General features: G+C 65.1%; 23 protein-coding genes. 11 read left to right on the top strand and 12 right to left on the bottom strand.

From position 1 onward, the window contains the following. Window positions 1-44 precede the first annotated feature (44 nt). The 3 genes from CYU59_RS00230 (at window position 45) to CYU59_RS00240 (ending at window position 1780) form a co-directional block, all read left to right on the top strand. Complete coding sequence (locus CYU59_RS00230) at window positions 45-1250, top strand: cytochrome P450 (RefSeq protein ID WP_292974708.1); 1206 nt, start codon at window positions 45-47, stop codon at window positions 1248-1250. Between the two features lie 10 nt (window positions 1251-1260). Next, on the top strand, window positions 1261-1458 hold the full coding sequence (locus CYU59_RS00235) for a ferredoxin (RefSeq protein ID WP_292974709.1): 198 nt from the start codon (window positions 1261-1263) through the stop codon (window positions 1456-1458). Between the two features lie 91 nt (window positions 1459-1549). After that, window positions 1550-1780: a hypothetical protein gene (locus tag CYU59_RS00240; protein WP_292974710.1), complete on the top strand. Its 231-nt coding sequence runs from the start codon at window positions 1550-1552 to the stop codon at window positions 1778-1780. A 22-nt stretch (window positions 1781-1802) separates the two neighbouring features. Here CYU59_RS00240 and CYU59_RS00245 read toward each other — a convergent pair whose 3' ends face one another. The 5 genes from CYU59_RS00245 to CYU59_RS00265 form a co-directional block, all read right to left on the bottom strand. After that, a complete protein-coding gene (locus tag CYU59_RS00245) occupies window positions 1803-2090 on the bottom strand; it encodes a DUF1330 domain-containing protein (RefSeq protein ID WP_292974711.1) in 288 nt (95 codons plus the stop codon). Window positions 2091-2126: 36 nt separating this feature from the next. Beyond that, window positions 2127-2315, bottom strand: coding sequence for a ferredoxin (locus CYU59_RS00250; RefSeq protein WP_292974712.1), 189 nt, complete (start codon window positions 2313-2315; stop codon window positions 2127-2129). Then, window positions 2312-3595, bottom strand: a complete 1284-nt coding sequence (locus CYU59_RS00255) for a cytochrome P450 (RefSeq protein WP_292974713.1) — start codon at window positions 3593-3595, stop codon at window positions 2312-2314. The genes CYU59_RS00250 and CYU59_RS00255 overlap by 4 nt, the downstream gene beginning before the upstream one ends. A gap of 110 nt (window positions 3596-3705) precedes the next feature. Further along, on the bottom strand, window positions 3706-4212 hold the full coding sequence (locus tag CYU59_RS00260; RefSeq protein WP_292974714.1) for a hypothetical protein: 507 nt from the start codon (window positions 4210-4212) through the stop codon (window positions 3706-3708). After that, window positions 4209-4814, bottom strand: a complete 606-nt coding sequence (locus CYU59_RS00265) for a TetR/AcrR family transcriptional regulator (protein WP_292974715.1) — start codon at window positions 4812-4814, stop codon at window positions 4209-4211. Before CYU59_RS00265 ends, CYU59_RS00260 begins: the two co-directional genes overlap by 4 nt. Before the next feature lie 208 nt (window positions 4815-5022). On the opposite strand from CYU59_RS00265, the gene CYU59_RS00270 reads away from it, so the two are divergent. Further along, complete coding sequence (locus CYU59_RS00270; protein ID WP_292974716.1) at window positions 5023-5751, top strand: PE-PPE domain-containing protein; 729 nt, start codon at window positions 5023-5025, stop codon at window positions 5749-5751. 4 nt (window positions 5752-5755) lie between these two features. Here CYU59_RS00270 and CYU59_RS00275 read toward each other — a convergent pair whose 3' ends face one another. The 7 genes from CYU59_RS00275 to CYU59_RS00305 all read right to left on the bottom strand — a co-directional run bounded on the left by CYU59_RS00275 (window position 5756) and on the right by CYU59_RS00305 (window position 13449). Further along, window positions 5756-6904, bottom strand: a complete 1149-nt coding sequence (locus CYU59_RS00275) for an acyl-CoA dehydrogenase family protein (RefSeq protein WP_292974717.1) — start codon at window positions 6902-6904, stop codon at window positions 5756-5758. A gap of 11 nt (window positions 6905-6915) precedes the next feature. Continuing rightward, window positions 6916-8073, bottom strand: a complete 1158-nt coding sequence (locus tag CYU59_RS00280; RefSeq protein WP_292974718.1) for a thiolase family protein — start codon at window positions 8071-8073, stop codon at window positions 6916-6918. Continuing rightward, a complete protein-coding gene (locus CYU59_RS00285; RefSeq protein WP_292974719.1) occupies window positions 8066-8884 on the bottom strand; it encodes an enoyl-CoA hydratase-related protein in 819 nt (272 codons plus the stop codon). Before CYU59_RS00285 ends, CYU59_RS00280 begins: the two co-directional genes overlap by 8 nt. After that, window positions 8884-10101, bottom strand: a complete 1218-nt coding sequence (locus CYU59_RS00290; protein ID WP_292974720.1) for a CaiB/BaiF CoA-transferase family protein — start codon at window positions 10099-10101, stop codon at window positions 8884-8886. The genes CYU59_RS00285 and CYU59_RS00290 overlap by 1 nt, the downstream gene beginning before the upstream one ends. Further along, window positions 10101-10859 carry an SDR family NAD(P)-dependent oxidoreductase gene (locus tag CYU59_RS00295; protein WP_292974721.1) on the bottom strand — a complete coding sequence of 253 codons (759 nt, stop codon included), beginning with the start codon at window positions 10857-10859 and terminating at the stop codon, window positions 10101-10103. The genes CYU59_RS00290 and CYU59_RS00295 overlap by 1 nt, the downstream gene beginning before the upstream one ends. After that, window positions 10859-12037 carry an acyl-CoA dehydrogenase family protein gene (locus CYU59_RS00300; RefSeq protein WP_292974732.1) on the bottom strand — a complete coding sequence of 393 codons (1179 nt, stop codon included), beginning with the start codon at window positions 12035-12037 and terminating at the stop codon, window positions 10859-10861. The genes CYU59_RS00295 and CYU59_RS00300 overlap by 1 nt, the downstream gene beginning before the upstream one ends. Before the next feature lie 119 nt (window positions 12038-12156). Continuing rightward, window positions 12157-13449: an amidohydrolase family protein gene (locus CYU59_RS00305; RefSeq protein WP_292974722.1), complete on the bottom strand. Its 1293-nt coding sequence runs from the start codon at window positions 13447-13449 to the stop codon at window positions 12157-12159. 330 nt (window positions 13450-13779) lie between these two features. Between CYU59_RS00305 and CYU59_RS00310 the strand changes: the two genes are divergently transcribed. The 7 genes from CYU59_RS00310 to CYU59_RS00340 are packed head-to-tail and all read left to right on the top strand — an operon-like array spanning window position 13780 to window position 19418. Then, window positions 13780-14328, top strand: a complete 549-nt coding sequence (locus tag CYU59_RS00310) for a carboxymuconolactone decarboxylase family protein (protein WP_292974723.1) — start codon at window positions 13780-13782, stop codon at window positions 14326-14328. 5 nt (window positions 14329-14333) lie between these two features. Next, a complete protein-coding gene (locus tag CYU59_RS00315; protein ID WP_292974724.1) occupies window positions 14334-15611 on the top strand; it encodes an aromatic ring-hydroxylating dioxygenase subunit alpha in 1278 nt (425 codons plus the stop codon). After that, entirely contained in the window at window positions 15595-15918 is a 324-nt protein-coding gene (locus CYU59_RS00320; protein WP_292974725.1) for a hypothetical protein, read from the top strand. The genes CYU59_RS00315 and CYU59_RS00320 overlap by 17 nt, the downstream gene beginning before the upstream one ends. 3 nt (window positions 15919-15921) lie before the next feature. Further along, entirely contained in the window at window positions 15922-17136 is a 1215-nt protein-coding gene (locus CYU59_RS00325; RefSeq protein ID WP_292974726.1) for an amidohydrolase family protein, read from the top strand. Continuing rightward, complete coding sequence (locus CYU59_RS00330) at window positions 17120-17539, top strand: nuclear transport factor 2 family protein (protein ID WP_292974727.1); 420 nt, start codon at window positions 17120-17122, stop codon at window positions 17537-17539. Before CYU59_RS00325 ends, CYU59_RS00330 begins: the two co-directional genes overlap by 17 nt. Further along, complete coding sequence (locus tag CYU59_RS00335) at window positions 17536-18624, top strand: acyl-CoA dehydrogenase family protein (RefSeq protein ID WP_292974728.1); 1089 nt, start codon at window positions 17536-17538, stop codon at window positions 18622-18624. The genes CYU59_RS00330 and CYU59_RS00335 overlap by 4 nt, the downstream gene beginning before the upstream one ends. Window positions 18625-18674: 50 nt before the next feature. After that, window positions 18675-19418 carry an acyl-CoA dehydrogenase family protein gene (locus CYU59_RS00340; RefSeq protein ID WP_292974733.1) on the top strand — a complete coding sequence of 248 codons (744 nt, stop codon included), beginning with the start codon at window positions 18675-18677 and terminating at the stop codon, window positions 19416-19418. Window positions 19419-19519 lie beyond the last annotated feature (101 nt).

Genomic DNA, 19519 nt, shown 5'->3' on the forward strand with positions numbered 1-19519 from the left:
CGTCGAAAAGCTTTAGGGCGCTCACCGGCGCCGGGGAGGCTGCAATGACCAAGCCCAAGGTCGTCTTTGATCCGTTCTCCGAGGAGTACTTCGCCAACCCGTTCGACATCTACCGGCGAATGCGGGAGGACTCCCCGCTGTACTACGACGAGAAAGAGGATTTCTACGCGCTGACCAGGCACGAGGACGTGGCCGCCGCGTTCAAGGATCACGAGACCTACTCCTCGGCACGCGGCTGCGACCTGGCGATGGTGCGTAAGGGCATCTCCCCCGAGATGCGGTCCATCATCTTCATGGATCCCCCGGATCACCGCCACATGCGCAGCCTGCTCAACAAGGCCTTCACCCCGCGCGCTATCCAGTCGCAAACCGAGACGGTCCACACGGTGATCGACAAGTATCTGGACGCGGTCAACCCAGAGCAGTTCGACGTCGTGCAGGACTTCTCCGGACCATTTCCCGTCGAGGTCATCACCACGATGGCCGGCGTGCCGGAGGAATACCGTCAGCAGGTGCGGCACTGGATCGACACCAGCCTGAGCCGCGAACCCGGGCAGATCGAGGTCAGCGAAGCGGGCATGCAGGCCAACATCGACACCGCGATGTACTACTACGGCCTGGTGCAGCAGCGCCGCGAGGACCCACAGGACGACATGATCAGTCGGCTGATCGCGGCCGAAATTCCCGGCGAGGGCGGCACGTTACGACACCTCGACGATATCGAGATCTGCGGATTCGCCACGCTGCTCGGCGGCGCCGGCGCGGAAACAGTCACCAAGTTGATCGGCAACGCAGCGGTGATTTTTGCCCGCAACCCGGACGAGTGGGACAAGCTCAAAGAAGACCGCAGCAAGGTGCCGGGCGCCGTCGAGGAACTCCTGCGCTACGAGGGGCCGGTGCAGTACAACGTCCGCTGGACGATGAAAGAGGCGCACACCAGCGGCGGCACGATTCCCGCCGGCAAACCGGTGTTTCTGATTGGTGCCGCCGCCAATCGTGACCCGGACGCGTTCACCGACGCCGAGGAATTCAACATCGACCGCGACCACACCGAAGCGCAGCATCTTGGCCTCGGTTACGGAATTCACAGTTGCCTCGGCGCCGCGTTGGCCCGGATGGAAAGCCGCATCGCGCTGGAAAAGATGCTCGACTTCATGCCCCGCTACGAAGTGCAATGGGACGGCTGCAAGCGGGTCACCATGCAGAACGTCGCGGGCTGGCTGAACGTCCCGGTGAAGGTACAGCGATGAGGTGGATCGCGTGACAAAGAAGATCGACGTCGACTGGGGTCTGTGCGAAAGCAACGGGGTCTGCATGGGCGTCATCCCGGAGGTTTTTCAACTCGAGGATGACGACACGCTGACCTTGTTGCAGGAAGAGGTCACCCCCGACAACGAGGAGCAGGTGCTCGACGCGGTTCGGCAATGCCCGCGTCAGGCCATTTCGATCAGCGAATAGCACTTCCTGTCGGACTCCACGTCGGCACACGACGGCTGCGACTTTCCCTGGAACCCCCTAGACTTCGCCTAGCGACCGAAAGGGATTCAGCATGAGGACGAAACTATTGGCGGCGACGGTCGGCGGCGCAGCGGCGGCCTTGGCCTCTGGTGTCTTGTGGACCGCGCCATCAGCATCGGCTCAGAGCGACTTCTGCGAGTCGCTCGGCAACCCCGCACATATTCGCGAATGCAACTGTGGCGCCGAGAATCTTCCCGGTACTCCGGAGTATCAGCAGTGCCTGCACGGAACCGCGGCCGGACCGGCCAAACCGACCCCGTGATCCCCCGCTAACCCGTTGCGGCTCAGGCGAACCCGGCGATGATCACCGCGTTGCAGTCGGCCGCGGCGTGGCGCAGCTTCGCCGCCTCCTGGTAGGCGTCCGACTCGTACCACGCGCGGGCGGCGTCGACCGACTCGAATTCCAGCACGACCGTCTGGTCACCGTGCCAATCGCCTTCGAGGACTGCCGGCTTGGTGTCCACCGCGAGAACGTTGACCCCACCCATCGCCGCACCGGCCGCGCGGCCGTAGGCCTTCATACCTTCTGGATCTTTGATGGCCTCGGTCAGGATGACATAACCCTTGGGCATAGTTGACTCAATCTTTCTGTGCGCGTGTGGTTCTGGCTATTTCTCGCTGATGGCCTGCTCGGGGCAGCACTCGATGGCCTCACGGGCGGCCGACTCCAGCTCCGTTGGCACGTCGGAGTCGATCGCCTCCGCATAACCGTCATCGGTCAGAGTGAACACATCCGGACAAAGCGTGAGACACATCCCGTGGCCGCGACAACGCTGGTCGTCTACCCATACCTTCATGCCGGCGTGAACTCCAGGTGCAGCTCGGTCAGCCCGCGCAATATGTAGGTCGGAACATATTGGAAGCGCCGATCATTGGCCGGCCCGTGGTGCTGCTCACTGATCCGGATGTCGGACGTCCGGTCGAGTAGTCGCTCGAGAGCCACCCGGGTCTCGGCGCGCGCGAGCGGCGCACCGGGGCAGCTGTGGATGCCCCGGCCGAACGCGATGTGCTGACGGGCATTTTTTCTGACGGGATCGAAAGTCGCAGGGTCATCGAACCGGCGGGGGTCGCGGTTGGCCGCGGCCTGAACGATCATCACGGTCGAGCCCGCGGGCAGGTCGACCCCACCGATGTTGACCGGCCGCCGGTTCATCCGGAAGTCACCCTTGACCGGGCTCTCGTGGCGCAACGATTCCTCGATGAAGTTCGGGAGCAGACTGCGGTCCTTGCGCAACTGGGCCTGGATGTCCGGGCGCTCCCCCAGCGTCTGCAGCGACGCGCCGAGCAGGCGCACGGTGGTCTCCTGCCCCGCCGAAAAGACGTTGGCCGCAACGCGCGCCACGTCGCCGACGTCGGGCGTCGAGCCGTCCGGATACGTCGCGGTGGCGAGACCGGTCAGCACGTCCTCACGCGGATTCGCGCGACGGTCGTTGACGTAGTCGGAGAACAGACCGTAGAGGAATTCCAGCGGGCTGTGTGCCAGCGATTCCTTGCCGGTGCCACCGACGCCACCACCCGAGTGCTGGCGGATGCCCTGGACGAACTTGTCGCGGTCCTCCAACGGCACCCCGAGCAGGTCTGCGATCACCAGCAGCGTGAACGGGCTGGCGAAGCCCTTGATGAATTCGCCGTGCCCGGGGGCCAGGTATTCGTCGAGCGCCTGGTCGGCCAGCGCCCACATCGCGTCCTCGTTCTCCTTGAGGCGCTTGGGAGTGATCAGGCGCATCAGCAGCGACCGGTGGTTGGTGTGGGTTGGCGGGTCGAGCGTCGGCAGCTGGTCGCTGAACGGCAGCTCGTCGCGGTGCTGCTCGATCAGCTCGGTGATGTCGCTGTCGCGCTTGTCCTCGAGGCTCACCGGGAAGCCGGGAAACGGCCCGGTCACCGAGTTGCACGATGACCACGTCTCGGCGTCGTTGAGGACGGCGCAGGCTTCTTCCCAGCCGGTCACCATCGTGACGTCGTGGTGCTTCTCCTTGGTCACGGGGCACTGCTGTCGAAGTGACTCGTAGTAGGGATAGGGGTCTGCCACGAGGTCTGTACCTCGGAAAAAGTCCAGCTCTCCCGCGTCATTCACCATTTCGCACCGTTCCAGTCTCGATCTGTGAGAATGGGCCTCTCAGAGATGAGTATTAGATTTCCATAGGGCAGGCCGCGTCGTCAACGCGGTTCGGACGGACGCGCTGTGAGTCAGCTGGCGGGAACGAGATCGGCCCCGACTGACGGGCCCGAGAGCACCCGGCTGCGGAAAGTCTCGATCGGCCCGATCGGCGCCGCGGATATCCCGGCAGCCGTGAGCGCGTACGCCTTGAACGCCTGGGCCGCCGCGCTGAGCCGGTGCTCGACGAGTCCGACACTGTCGTCGAGCTCGGCCGGCCACGACTGTCCCCAGAGCGTGACCTCGGTGGCGCCCTGGTCGAGTGCCTGAAGGACGCCCTCCCGGACGCGGGAGTCGCAGTCGAACAGGTCAGCGGCCACGGCCAGGGTCTGCGGCGGCGGTCGTTGCCCGGCCGACGCCAGCGCGTACTCGAGGTCGAGAATCTGGGCGCCGAGGATCCGCAGTGGACGCTCGTCGGGGTGGTCGGCAACCAGCACCGTCACGTCCCAGCCCGCCATCGTCCGGTCGAACAACCAGCCGCCGGCGAAGCGCACCACGTCGGCGACACCGGCGGCGACGACGTCGAGCCGGTACCTCACGCCTGGTTCGGCGGCGCCATGTCCCGGGCCAGCGACTCCGAGTACTCCTTGAAAACCTCGGTCAGTGGGATCGAGGGATTGATCAGCCACGTCGTCTCCATTCCGGTTATGAAGGCAAGAATCTGCACTGCCTTGACGGTCACATCAATGTCCATACGGAACTGGCCGGCGCGCTGACCCCGCCGGATGAGCTCGGTGATGATGTCGATCGCCGCCTGGTAGCGGGCGGTGAGGCGGTCGTGCAGCGGAGCGTCGGGGTCGACGTTCTCTGCGAGCAACACGCTGTAGGTGCCGATCAGCTCGGGCGAGCGGTAATAACGCTCGGCTACCGCGGCGATCTCCGAGATCAGGTCACCGGCCCGGTCGCCGTGCGCGTCGTCGTCTGCGTCGCGGATGTCGAGCACCGCGTGCAGCAGTTGTTCCTTGGATTCGAAGTGATGCAGCAGGCCGGCCGGGCTGACCCCGGCCTCGCCCGCGATCTGGGCCAGTGTCGTGTTGCGCCACCCATTGCGGGTCAGCAACCGCTGCGCCACGGCCAAGATCCGCTGCTTGCGGTCCTCGCCCTTGGCCCGCAGCGACTCGTATGGCCGTGTCTCGGGCACCGGACTCCTCTGTCCAACCAACTAACTGAACACACAGTAGGTTGGTTGGGCGGGCTGTGACAAGGGTCTCAGCGAGAGAATTTCTTCGGCTCAGCCTCCGCAAGGCGGTCCGACCTGATATTTTCCTAAGTGTCAAATATAAATTTGGCCTGAATCATCACTGACGGGACATCGACGCAGGACGTCTCGTCGTCTCGGCGGGGGAATGATGAAGAAAATATTGCTCGGCGCCGCGCTCTGCAGCGCTGCGGTGGTGTCGGCCGGTGCCGCCAACGCCGACGACGACTTTCTGATCGGCTCGACCCACGCGCTGGTCTTGGGCTCAACCGGCATACCGACACCGGATGCCGCATACATCGCCGGCGCGGAAAGCCTCTATCTCGACCCGAGTGGCTACGAGGGCACCACCGCGACGACGCTGGCGCTCACCACTCCGGAGACCTTCGACTTCATCCCGAGCGTGACGCAGGGTGAAGACGTCCTCATCAAAGCCATCGAGACCGATTACGCCTCGGGAGCCATGGACTGCAACGCGCTCGGCGTGTGCAGCGACCCGCTGACCATTTTCGCTTATTCGCAGAGCAGCGCCATCGCCGCCCTGGCCGAACAGCAACTGTCCGCCGACGGCGTTCCCAGCGACGCGTTACGTTTCGTGTTGACCGGCGCCTCCCCCCTCGGCGTCCCCGACAGCCTGTACCCGACCGAGGTGTACGACATCTACGGCGACTTTTTTGCGGTGCCCGGCCTACTGGGCACGAACATCCAGGATGTCGAGTACGAGTTGCTGCTACATCTTGCCTACCTCTGGGTGACGCCGGCCGAGATCGACTCGGCCATACCGATAGTCGATGGACTGACGACCTTCTTCGCCATGCCGACACTCACCATCGACGGGCTTTTCGACGCGCTGCTCACTGCGTTCAACGCAGGGTTTTAGGCGGTCAGAGCCCCAGCGATTTGGCGATGATCACCTTCATCACCTCACTGGTGCCGGCGTAGATCCGGGCCACCCGCGCATCGGTGTACAGCCGCGCGATCGGATACTCCATCATGTAGCCGTATCCGCCGAACAGTTGCAGGCAGCGGTCGATGACGCGTTGCTGCATCTCGGTGCAGAACAGCTTCACCCGCGCTGCGTCAGGGGCGGACAGCTGCCCGTCGACGTGTAGCGCGATCGCGCGGTCCAGCATCGCCTGGCCGGCCTCCACCTCCGTCGAACAGGCGGCCAATTCGAACTTGGTGTTCTGGAACGACGCGACCGGCTGACCGAACGCCTTGCGGTCCTTGGTGTAGCCGATCGCCGCGGCGATCGCCGAACGCGCCTGCGCCACCGACCCGACCGCGACCGTCAGACGCTCCTGGGGCAGGTTGTGGCCTAGATATCCGAACGCCTCGTCCACTTCGCCGAGAACGTTCTCCGCGGGGACCCGGACGTCGACGAACGACAGCTCGGCGGTGTCCTGGACCTTGCACCCCATCTTCTCCAGCTCACGGCCGCGGGTGAAGCCCGCCATCCCGTCCTCGACGACGAGCAGCGTCAAGCCCTTGCGGCGGTTGTCCGGGTCGGTGGACGTCCGGGCGACCACGATCACCAGGTCGGCCTGCATACCGCCGGTGATGAATGTCTTGGCGCCGTTGACGATCCAGTAGTCGCCATCACGCACCGCGGTGGTGCGCATACCCGCGAGGTCGGATCCGGTGCCCGGCTCGGTCATCGCGACGGCGGTGAGCAGGGTCCCGTCGGCAAGCCCGGGGAACCAGCGCTTGCGCTGTTCTTCGTTCGCGTAGTGCAGGAAGTACGGCAGGATCACCTCGAGTTGGGTGCGCACGGTGGACAGCGTCACCAGTGCCTTGGCGGCCTCCTCCTGCAGCACGACGTTGTAACGGTAGTCGGGCATGCCGCCGCCGCCGTGCTCCTCGGGGATCGCCATCCCCAGCATCCCGAGCGCGCCCATTTTCTTGAAGACGTCGCGCGGCATGCGCCCGCCCTTCTCCCACTCCGGGTAGGCGGGCACGACCTCCTTCTCGATGAAGTCGCGGGCCAGCTGGCGAAACGCCTCGTGATCGTCGGTGAACAGGTCTCTGCGCATGAATCTTCCTGTCAGGCAACAAGTTCGACGACGGTGGCGTTGGCGGTGCCGCCACCCTCGCACATGGTTTGCAGTCCGTAGCGAATCCCGTTGTCGCGCATGTGGTGTGCCAAGCGGGTCATCAGCACCGCACCCGACGCACCGAGCGGGTGACCGAGGGCGATGGCCCCACCGAGTGGGTTCAACCGGTCGGGGTCGGCACCGGTTTCAGCCAGCCAGGCCAACGGAACCGGGGCAAAGGCCTCATTCACCTCGAACGCCCCGATGTCGGAGATCGAGACGCCCGCCTTGGCCAGCACCTTCTCGGTGGCCGGGATGGGGCCGGTGAGCATCAGCAACGGGTCGGCTCCGGTGACCGCGCCGGCGATGTAACGCACCAGCGGGGTCAGGCCGAGTTCGACCGCGATGTCTGAGGTCGTCACCAGCAAAGCCGCTGCGCCATCGGAGATTTGCGACGAGTTGCCGGCGTGGACCACGCCGGCCTCGTCGAACGCGGGCTTCAGTCCGGCGAGTTTCTCCACCGACGTGCCGCGACGAATTCCCTCGTCCGCGGTGACGACAGCGGTGTCGTCGCCGATGTCGGCGAAGACCGGGACGATCTGCCCGGTGAAGGCGCCGTTGTCCTGCGCCGCGGCGGCGCGCTCGTGCGACAGCGCGGAGTACTCGTCGAGCCGGGTGCGGGAAAGACCCCATTTCTTGGCGATCAGCTCCGCGGAGATGCCCTGGTTGAAGGAGAAACCGTCATAGCGTGCAAGCACTTTGGGCCCGTAAGGCTGACCGCTGGCCCGGGCCGAGCCCAGCGGTACCCGGCTCATCACCTCGACGCCGCCCGCGACGACGACGTCCTGCTGGCCCGACATCACCGCCTGGGCCGCGAAGTCGAGCGCTTGCTGGCTCGATCCGCAGGCCCGGTTGATCGTCGTGCCTGGAATACGCTCGGGCCAGCCGGCGGCCAGCACCGCGTAGCGGCCGATGTTGCTGGACTGGTCGCCGACCTGTGACACGCAACCCCACACCACGTCGTCGATGACGTTCGGGTCGATGCCGGTGCGCTCGACGAGTTCGTTGAGCACGACGGCCGACAGGTCGGCGGCGTGCATGGCCGACAGGCCACCGTTGCGCTTGCCGACCGGCGTCCGCACCGCCTCGACGATGACTGTTTCACGCATTCTTCTGCTCCGATCTCTTGACCGCCCACTGACCGGTGAACGAGGCGTCACGCTTTTCGGCGAACGCCGCATACGCCTCGGCCGAATCCACCGTGGCGAAGTTACCGACCTGTGCTCGCGCCTCGTTGGCCAGGGCGTCGCGCATGGTCCGGTCGGCCCCCTCGTTCAGTAGTTTCTTGCTGTGTGCCAACGCGATCGGCGGGCCGGCCGCGAGTCGGCAGGCGATGTCGGTGACGAAGTCGTCGATGTCGCCGACGGCAACCGTCCACGTCACCAGCCCCAGCGACTGCGCCTCGGCGGCGCCGATGGTATCGGCCAGCAGTACCAGGCGCTTGGCCTGCTGCAGCCCGACGATCTTGGGCAACAACCAGGAGCCACCAAGGTCCACTGACAGTCCCCGTTTGGAAAAGATCTGCGAGAACGTCGATTCCGGCGTCGCCACCACCAGGTCGCAACCCAGCGCCAGATTCCAGCCGGCGCCGACCGCCACACCGTTGACCTTGGCGATGGTCGGCTTGGACAGTTCGTGTAGCGCCAGGGCGACGTCGGTCAGCCGTTGCAGCTTGTGCACGGGATGGCTGTCGTCGGGTGTCGAGATGTCAGCACCCGAGCAGAAGGCACCGCCGGCGCCGGTGAGCACGACCGCACGCACCACGGCGTCTTTGTCCGCGTCAACCAGGGCCTGCGCCAACGCAATCCAGAGTTCACGGTTGATCGCATTCTTCCGCCGCGGACGGTTGAGGGTCAGCGTCCGGACGCCGTCACGGTCGTTGCACAGCAGCGCGGGCTCCGCAGCGTCGTCAGCGCCCATCAGGAGTACGCCGCTCCGATGGCACCCTGCTCCCGTAGGCCATCGAGTTCGTCTGCGCTGTAGCCGAATTCGGTGAGCACCAGGTCGGTGTGCTGCCCGAGTCCGGGGACCGCACCCATCGGGGGCTGAAAACCGGAGATCACCGGGGGCGGCAACAGAGCCTGGATGGGCCCCGCAGGTGTCTCGACCTCTCGCCAGCGGTCGCGGGCCTGCAGTTGCGGGTGGACCAGAACCTCGCTGGGCAGGTTGTACCGCGAGTTACCGATCCCGGCCGCGTCCGCGGTTTCCTGCACATGCTTCAGGTCGTGCTCGGCACACCACGCGCCGATGGCCTCGTCCAAGAGGTCGCGGTGTGCGCAGCGACCGGAGTTGTGGGCCAGCCGCGGGTCCTCGGCGAGATCGTCACGTCCGATGATCTGTCGGGAAAGCCGTTGCCACTCAGCGTCGTTGGTGGTGCCGAGAACGACGGTCTGACCGTCGGCGGTGCGGTACGCACCGTAGGGCGCCACCGCCGGCGAGCTCATCCCGAGCGGCTGCTGGTCGACGCCGGAATGTTGGGTGTAGGTCAACGGATAGCCCATCAACTCCATCATGGTGTCGAGCAGGCTGAGACCTATCGCGTTGCCGTGCTCCCCCGGCGTCGACTGCGCATCGCGCGAATACAACAGCGCGAGAATCGACAGCGCCGAGTACAGCCCGGTGCTGATGTCGGCCACCGGCGGGCCGGGCTTGGCCGGTGCGCCGGCGCTCCCGGTAATCGCACACGCGCCCGATTCGGCCTGCACCAGCAAGTCGTAGGCCCGTTTGTGGGACAACGGACCGCCGGGGCCGTAGCCGTCGATCTCGACGGCGATCACGTTCGGGTGCCGCTCTTTGAGATCGGCTGCCCCGATCCCGAGTCGCGATATCGCACCGGGAGCCAGGTTGGAGACCAGCACGTCAGCACGGTCGAGCAGGCGGTGCAGGATGTCACGCCCCGCATCGGTTTTCAGGTCGAGAGTCACCGACTCCTTGCCGCGGTTGGCCCACACGAAATGTGCGGCGAGCCCGTTGACGACCTCGTCGTAGTACCGGGCGAAGTCACCGCCTTTCGGGTTTTCGACCTTGATCACCCGCGCACCGAAGTCGGCCAGCACGCGGGTGCACATCGGTGCCGAGACCGCCTGCTCGAGGGCCACCACGGTGACGCCCGTCAGCGGCCCACGGTTCTGCGGCATCACATCACCATGCCGCCGTCCACCGGCAGCACCTGACCGGTGATGTAGGAGGCGGCGTCGGAGGCAAGGAAGACGAAAGCGCCGGCGACCTCTTCGGGCTCCGCCCACCGCTTCAGTGGAATGCGGTTCATCATGTTGGCCGCGAATTTCTCGTTGGTACGGATCGTCTCGGTCATCTTCGTCGCCGCAAGCGGCGCAAGCGCATTGACAAGAATGCTGTTTCGCGCCTGCTCACGCGCCAGCGATTTGGTGAAGCCGATGATGCTGGCCTTGGCCGCCGAGTAGTTGACCTGGCCGAGGGTCCCGGTGATGCCGGCTGAGGAGACCACGTTGATGATGCGGCCGGTGCCGTCGGTGGGCAGAAATTTCAGGGCCGCCTGGGCGCAGTGCACCGCACCCATCAGATGGATGTCGAGCACCTTGTAGAAGCTGTCGTCGGTGAGGTCGGCGAACATCCCGGGAGCGGTCACCCCGGCGTTGTTGATCAGGATGTTCAGCACCCCGTCGGACAACGCGGCGGCCTGTGCCGCAGCGGCTTCCGCCGCCCCCCGGTCACGCACGTCGAGCGCAACGCTTTCCGCTGTGCCGCCATCGGCGGAAATGCGTTGGGCCACAGCCGAAGCAGCATCGGCATCGACGTCGCTGACGAGCACCGCCGCCCCCGCGGCGGCCAATGCCTCGGCGACCGCCGCGCCGATCCCGGTGCCCGACCCAGTGACCAATGCCGATCGACCGGTGAGGTCGAACAGCGACGCCATCAGTAACTCCTCGGCAATCCCAGCACGTGCTCGCCGAGGAAGTTCAGGATCATCTCCTGACTCACCGGCGCGATCTTCATCAGACGCGACTCGCGGAAGTAGCGCGACACGTGGTATTCCTCCGAGTAGCCCATCCCGCCGTGCAATTGCAGCGCACGGTCGGCCGCGCCGAAACCGGCGTCGGCGCACAGATACTTGGCGGTGTTGGCTTCGCGGCCGCAAGGTCTGCCGTTGTCGTAGAGCCAAGTCGCCTTGCGCAGCACCAATTCCGCGGCGTCGAGGCGGGCCAGTGAATCGGCGAGCGGGAACTGCAAGCCCTGATTCATGCCGATCGGGCGGTTGAACACCACTCGCTCGTTGCCGTACTTGACGGCCTTCTCCAGCGCGACGCGCCCGATGCCGAGTGCTTCGGCGGCGATCAGCATCCGCTCCGGGTTGAGACCGTCGAGGATGTACTTGAAGCCCTTGCCCTCCTCCCCGACTCGGTCCTCGACCGGAACGATCAGATCGTCGATGAAGACCTCGTTGGAGCTGACGGCGTTGCGGCCCATCTTCTTGATCGGCCGGATGTCGACATGGTCGCGATCGAGGTCGGTGAGGAACAGCGTCATACCGTCGGTCTTCTTGGCGCCGCGCTTCTCCAGATCAGCCGGTGTCTCGGTCCGCGTCAACAGCAGGATCTTCTCGGACTCCAGCGCTTTGGAGATCCAGACCTTGCGCCCGTTGATCCGATACGTGTCGCCCTCGCGCTTGGCGAACGTGGTGATCCGCGAAGTATCAAGGCCCGCACCGGGTTCGGTGACGCCGAAGCAGACGTGCAGGTCGCCGTTGACGATTCGCGGTAGGGTCCTGGCCTTCAGCTCGTCTGAGCCGTGTTTCACCACTGGCTGCATGCCGAAGATGGTCAGGTGAATCGCGCTGGCGCCGTTCATGGCCGCACCCGAACGCGACACCTCCTCGAGCAACAGCGTCGCCTCGGTGATGCCGAGTCCGTGACCGCCGTACTCCTCGGGAATCGTCATGCCGAGCCAACCGCCACTGGCGATCGCGTCGTAGAACTCCTGAGGAAACTCGTGGGCGAGGTCTTTTTCCATCCAATACTGGTCGTCGAATTTCGACGCCAGTTCGGCGACCGACTTGCGGATCAGCTCTTGGTCATCGGTCAGCTCAAAGCTCATCCCATCGCCGGCCACTGCGAAATCTCCTTTTGATCAGTTCAGGCTCAGCCTCCGGTGCCGGCCCGCTGTTCCCGGCTTCGCCCGCGTTTTCCCACGGACGCCCATGTGTCGGTGAGGCGTCAGTCCTTGTTGCCGGTCAGTTCCTTGGCGCTGGCGGCGAAGTCCTGGAAGCTGGCGCCTCCGTGCTCGTGCTTGGACAGTGCCCGGATCGAAACATCATGACCCTCAGCGGATTTACGCAACGCGCCGACGGTGGCCTGCGCCTCGGTGATGTGACTGAACGGATCGAAGGAATACCAGCGCATCGCGTTCTGGTAGGACATCTTCTTGATCTCGTCGTCCGGCACGTCGTTCTCCGACAGCACGTCCCACAGTTCTTCTGGGGCGCCCGGCCACATCGAGTCGCTGTGCGGGTAGTCGGCTTCCCAGCAGATGTTGTCGATGCCGATCATGTTGCGCAGCTTCACACCGACCTTGTCGCTGATGAAGCAGGTCAGGAAGTGCTCGCGGAACACCTCGCTGGGCAGCTTGCCCTTGAAGTCCTGGTGCGTCCACGTCGAGTGCATTTCGTAGGTGCGGTCCGCGCGCTCGAGGAAGTACGGGATCCACCCGGTGCCGCCTTCGGACAGCGCGACCTTCAAGTCGGGGTACTGCTTGATCGGCTTGGACCACAACAGGTCCGCCGCAGCCTGCACGATGTTCATCGGCTGCAGCGTGATCATCACGTCCATCGGCGCGTCGGGCGCCGTGATGGCCAGCCGGCCCGACGATCCGATGTGCACGTTCATTACAGTGTTGGTGTCGACCAGCGCCTTCCACAACGGCGTCCAGTAGTCGTCGTGAAAGCTCGGGTAGCCCATCGCCGCGGGGTTCTCGGTGAAGGTCAGGGCATGCACGCCCTTCTTGGCGACGCGACGCACCTCTTTGGCGCACTCCTCGGCGTCCCAGATCACCGGGATCGCCATCGGGATGAAGCGGGCCGGGTAGGCGCCACACCACTCGTCGATGTGCCAGTCGTTGTAGGCCTGCACCAGGGCGATGGAGAAGTCGTGGTCCTCGGTGGCGAACAACCGGCCGGCGAAGCCGGGGAAGGACGGAAAGCAGATCGACGCCAGGATGCCGCCGGCGTTCATGTCCTTGATGCGCTCGTCGACGTTGTAACAGCCGGGGCGGATCTCGTCGAGGCCCTGCGGCTCCAGCCCGTATTCCTCCTTCGGGCGACCGGCGACCGCGTTGAGCGCCACGTTGGGGATGATCGTGTCGCGGAACTGCCAGGTGTCCGAGCCGTCCTCGTTGTGCACCAGCCGGGGAGCGTCGTCGATGTACTTCTTCGGCAAGTGGTTCTTGAACATGTCCGGCGGCTCGACGGTGTGGTCGTCGACGCTGATCAAAATCATGTCGTCTTTGTTCACTGCCCGGTCCTCTCATTGGGGGCACTCGGGGCCCACCTGGTCATTGGCTCGCGGTTATCCCGCGATTGTTGCGAACCTGTGGTCGGCCCGTCGTCGAATCGCTTTCGCCGCTGACTTCGTTCGTAGTATGAAAACTAGCTTCTCAAATCCCGAGAATCAACATCCCAAGGCTACCCCCACCACGGTCAGACATGCATTGGGGCCGTCCGCCGGACCGTCCGAGGTGCCGGTGTCACCGCAGGTGGAGGACGAAAGATTGACCAATTCACGAGTTCATGGAAACCTATCGATCAAATATGAGAATCTGATTCTCTTACTCGAGGAGCCCACATGCGTCTGTCCCCGCTACCGGCGGACCAGTGGGACGACGCTGCCCGGCAGGCGGTCGCGGTGATGCTGCCCGAAGAGCGGCGCAACCCCGACGACGCCGGCACCCTGCTGTCGACACTGGTGCGTCATCCAAAGCTCACCCGCGCCTATCTGAAGTTCAGCACGTACCTGCTGTACGGATCGACGCTGCCGCCGCGCACCCGCGAACTGGTGATCCTGCGCGTCGCGCATCGGCGCCAATGCAGCTACGAGTGGACTCACCACGCGGAGATGGGCAGGGAGACGGGGCTCAGCGACGCCGACATCGAAGCCGCCCGGGCCGGGCGGTCACACGACGCCTTCGACAGCGCATTGTTGCGCGCCGTGGACGAGCTCGACGAGAACAGCACTATCTCCGACCAGACCTGGGCCGTTCTCGGCGAGCGGCTCGACGAGCAGCAGCGCATGGACCTGGTCTTCACCACCGGCAATTACATCGCACTTGCAATGGCACTGAACACTTTTGGCGTCGAGGTCGAAGACCACGAAGCCAAAACACGAGAGAGGTAAGGACGTTGGCACACTTTCCCAAGCCCGCCGCAGGCAGCTGGACTGAGAACTACCCGGATCTCGGCACCGCGCCGGTGGACTACACCGACTCCATCGACCCGGCGTTCTTCGAGGCCGAGCGCGAGGCTGTGTTCAAGAAGACCTGGCTCAATGTGGGTCGCGTCGACCGACTGCCCCGCACCGGCAGCTATTTCACCAAAGAGCTGTCGTCGGCCGGCAAGGGCACGTCCGTCATCATCGTCAAGACCAAGGATGGGTCGGTCAAGGCGTATCACAACGTCTGCCGCCACCGCGGAAACAAGTTGGTGTGGAACGACTTTCCGAACGAGGAGACGTCCGGCACCTGCCGGCAGTTCACCTGCAAGTACCACGCCTGGCGCTACAGCCTGGACGGTGAGTTGACCTTCGTCCAACAGCCCGAGGAATTCTTCGACCTCGACACGAGCAACTACGGCCTGGCGACCGTCCGCTGCGAGGTGTGGGAAGGCTTCATCTTCATCAACTTCGACGACAACGCGGCACCGCTGGTCGACTATCTCGGGCCGCTGGCCAAGAGCATCGAGGGCTACCCGTTCGGGGAGATGACCGAGACCTACTCCTACCGGGCCGAAGTCGGCAGCAACTGGAAGCTGTTCATCGACGCGTTCGTGGAGTTCTACCACGCGCCGATCCTGCACCAGGGTCAGTACACCAAGGAAGAAGCCGCCAAGATCCAGAAGTTCGGCTACGAGGCGCTGCACTACGAATTGGCCGGCCCGCACAACTTGCAGTCGACCTGGGGCGGGCAGGCACCTCCCCCCGACATGTCGATGGTCAAACCGCTGGATCAGGTGTTGCGCAGCGGGTTGTTCGGCCCCTGGGACAAGCCCGAAATCATCGAAAACCTCGAGCTGCCACCGGGTGTCAACGTGAAGCGGGTTCCGCAGTGGGGCATCGACTCCTGGCTGTTCTACCCCAACTTCATGCTGCTGATCTGGGAGCCGGGCTGGTTCCTGACCTACCACTACTGGCCGACCGCGGTCGACAAGCACATCTTCGAGTCGACGCTGTACTTCGTCCCGCCGCGCAACGCCCGCGAACGTCTGGCCCAGGAACTGGCCGCGGTGACATTCAAGGAATACGCGCTGCAGGACGCCAACACCCTGGAAGCAACCCAGACCATGATCGGCACCCGGGCGGTCAAGGAGTTCCTGCTGTGCGACCAGGAGATCCTGATCCGCCATCTGCACAAGACCACCAGCGACTACGTGAAGGAGTACCAGGGCAATGGCGTTACCGTCTGAATTCGCGGCGCTGGAGCAGTACTTGGATTGGGATCTGGCCACCGAGCCCGAGCGCTACGCCAAGCGGCTGGCCTCGTCGATGGCCGAGATGCAGGCGTTCTACGACGTGGCGTTTCCTAAGATCAACGACGTCATCGAGTATTGCGACAAATTCCCGCTCGACGATCTTCCCGAAGACGCGAAGACGCTCATGCACATCATGCAATCGTTGGTCATGGTGTCATTCCCGATCGAAGCCTGGAAGCAGCCGCGTGTTCCGGACAGCGGAGCCGCGTGGGTCGAGGTGCTTCGGGAGCCGGTGATCTAGCCGGTGCTGACGCTCAAGGCTGCCGGGCTGCTCGACATCGACGCCGGCGAGATCGTCTCGCCCGGCATCCTGCGCATCGAGGACGATCGGATCGTCGGTGTCGGAGGCGAACCCGAGGGCGATCTCATCGATCTCGGGGACTCCATCCTGCTGCCGGGACTGATGGACATGGAAGTCAACCTGCTGATGGGCGGGCGGGGTGAGACGCCCGGGCTGTCCCAGGTGCAGGACGATCCCCCGACGCGCGTGCTGCGTGCGGTCGGCAATGCCCGCCGCACGCTGCGGGCCGGTTTCACCACGGTCCGTAACCTCGGATTGTTCGTCAAGACCGGGGGTTATCTGCTCGACGTCGCGCTGGGCAAGGCCATCGACGCGGGCTGGATCGACGGACCCCGGATCGTCCCGGCCGGCCATGCGATCACCCCCACCGGTGGACATCTGGACCCGACCATGTTCGCTGCGTTCATGCCGGGCGCGCTCGAGCTCACGGTCGAAGAGGGCATCGCCAACGGGGTCGACGAGATCCGCAAGGCCGTGCGATACCAGATCAAGCACGGTGCCCAGTTGATCAAGGTGTGCGTCTCGGGCGGCGTCATGTCGCTGACCGGTGAGGCTGGGGCGCAACACTATTCAGACGAAGAACTGTGCGCGATCGTCGATGAGGCGCACCGGCGTGGGCTGCGGGTCGCCGCGCACACCCACGGGGCCGAAGCCGTCAAGCACGCCGTCGCGTGCGGTATCGACTGCATCGAGCACGGGTTCCTGATGGACGACGAGGCCATCCAGATGCTGGTCGACAACGACCGGTTTCTGGTGACCACCCGCCGGCTCGCCCAGGCAATGGATGTGTCCCGGGCGCCGAAGGTGTTGCAGGACAAGGCAGCCGAGATGTTCCCGAAGGCGGAGACGTCGATCAAGGCAGCCTACGAGGCCGGGGTGAAGATCGCCGTCGGCACCGACGCCCCGGCCATCCCGCACGGCAAGAACGCCGATGAGCTCGTCACGCTGGTGGAGTGGGGCATGCCGCCGCTGGCGGTCTTGCGCGCGGCCACCACGGTCGCGGCCGACCTGATCAACGTGACCGACCGGGGTCGGCTGGCGGTTGGTCAACTCGCCGATGTCATTGCGGTGCCGGGAAATCCGTTGTCCGACATCAGCGTGACTCAGCGGGTGAACTTTGTGATGAAAGGCGGCAAGGTTTATGTCGGAGCGAATTGAGGACCTCGTCGACATCCAGCAACTGCTGGCTCGGTATGCGGTGACCATCACTCAGGGGGACATCGACGGTCTCGTCGCGGTCTTCACCCCGGATGGAACCTACAGCGCGTTCGGCGAAACGTATTCGCTGGACCGTTTCCCGGTGTTGGTCGACGCCGCCCCCAAGGGATTGTTCATGACGGCGACCCCGGTGATCGACCTGAACGGCGACACCGCCACCGGAACCCAGCCGCTGTGCTTCATCGACCATGCGACGCACGACATGCGGATCGGTTACTACAAAGACAACTACGTGCGGACTGCCGACGGTTGGCGGCTGAAAACCCGTGCGATGACCTTCATTCGACGTAGCGGTATCCACGACTCGGGTCGTCCGCACGCAGTGGGACGACCGCCTGCATGAAAGTCGAGCAGTTCCGGGCAGATCTTCGAGCCTGGCTCGACGAGAACGACTTGACGCCGGGGCCTGATCACTCGCTGGAAGCCCACATGCGGCAGATGGCCAGAGTGAGCCGAGCCCTCTACGACGCCGACTGGATGCGCTACGGCTGGCCGGTCGAAGTCGGCGGCCTGGGTGGCCCGGCCATTCTTCGCGCGGTTGTCGGCGAGGAAATCGTCGGCCGCCGTCTGGCCGAGCCCGGCCCGTACTCGATGCTCGAGGTGCTCACGCCGACGATGATCGACTACGCGCCGGACGGACTCGCCGCAGAGATGGTGCCGCGCCTCCTTCGGGGTGAAGAGCAATGGTGCCAAGGCTTTTCCGAGCCGGGCTCCGGTAGTGACCTCGCGTCCCTGACCACCCGCGCGGTCCAGGACGGCGACAACTGGATCATCAACGGGCAGAAGGTCTGGACGAGTTACGCGCAGTTCTCCACCCGGTGCATTCTGCTCACCCGCACCGCGCCGGGCCACGACGGCATCACCGCGTTCTTCGTCGACCTGGACACCCCGGGCATCACCGTCCGCCCGCTGCGCACCATGCACGGGGTCGACGAGTTCTGCGAGGTCTACTACGACGACGTCGTGGTGCCGGCGGATCGCATGCTCGGCAAGCCTGGTGACGGTTGGCGCCTGGCGATGGATCTGCTGCCGTACGAGCGCTCCACCTGCTTCTGGCAACGCATTGCCTATCTCTACTCCCGGTTCGACGAGTTGATCGCCGAGGCAGTCGATCCCGACGAATACGAGCTCGGCGCGGCCTATCTCGCGTTGCACACGCTGCGCTGCCGCTCGCGCGGCACCCAGCATCGGCTGGCCGACGGCGAGCCGCTGGGTCCGCAGACGTCGATCGACAAGGTGCTGCTGGCAGGCGCCGAGCAACGGCTCTACGACACCGTGCGCGATCTGCTGCCCGGGACCCTGGAGTTGGACGAAAGTCCCTGGCGCGCAGAGTTTCTCTACTCGCGGGCGTCGACCATCTACGGCGGGACCGCCGAGATCCAGCGAAACATCATCGCGCGCCGGCTGCTGGATCTGGGCAAGGAGTGAGCGTGGACAGCGAATCCTTGCAGCTGCTGGAAGACGGTCTGCGCAAGACGATGGCGACGGCTTCGGGTGAGCGTCTCGACGCGGCGCTGGCCGAGCTGGGCTGGCTCGAGATGCTCGACGAAATGCCGGAAGCCGCCGTCCCGTTGGTGTTTCGGCTGCTCGGCGAGACCGGTGCGCACGCCCCGGTGCTCAACGACGTCGTGCTCCGGGCGGCCGGCCGCGACGGCGGAGGGACCGTACCGCTGCCGTTCGCGGGCAATTCCTGGGTGGTGTGGGAGCGGACCGACCAGCCGACCACCGTGTTGGGCGATGACCTGCCGATACACCGCGCCGAGCAAGGTGAGTCGGTGCCGGCCGATGCCGGACGGACTGCGCTGGGCTGGTGGCTGGTGGGTTCCGCACGCGCGATGCTGACGCTGGCCCGCCGGCACGCGGTGGACCGCAGCCAATTCGGCCGGCCGGTCGCGTCGTTCCAGGCGATTCGGCACCGGCTGGCCGAGACATTGGTCGCCATCGAGGGCGCGGAGTCCACGCTGGTGGCCGCCGCGATCGCGCCAGACGCGCTAAGCTCGCTGCTCGCCAAGGCCGCCGCGGGCCAGGCGGCGCTGACCGCCGCGCGGCACTGCCAGCAGGTGCTGGCCGGCATCGGTTTCACTGCCGAGCATGAGCTGCACCGACACATCAAGCGCGCACTGGTCCTCGACGCGACGCTCGGCAGTTCACGTGAGCTGACGCGCGAGGCCGGAGCGGCGTTGCGTGAGAGCGGCTCTGCGCCGCGGCTGATCCAGCTCTGAGGCCGTCGAGATCGACGCCAGCGTCGACGCCTCTCGCACAAATCCGCGTCAGCGCCGATTTCGGCGCCGCGTCCTAGTTGCGAGGCAGCCCGAGTACCCGC

It is taken from the genome of Mycobacterium sp. (genome assembly GCF_002863225.1).
Taxonomy (GTDB): Bacteria; Actinomycetota; Actinomycetes; order Mycobacteriales; family Mycobacteriaceae; genus Mycobacterium.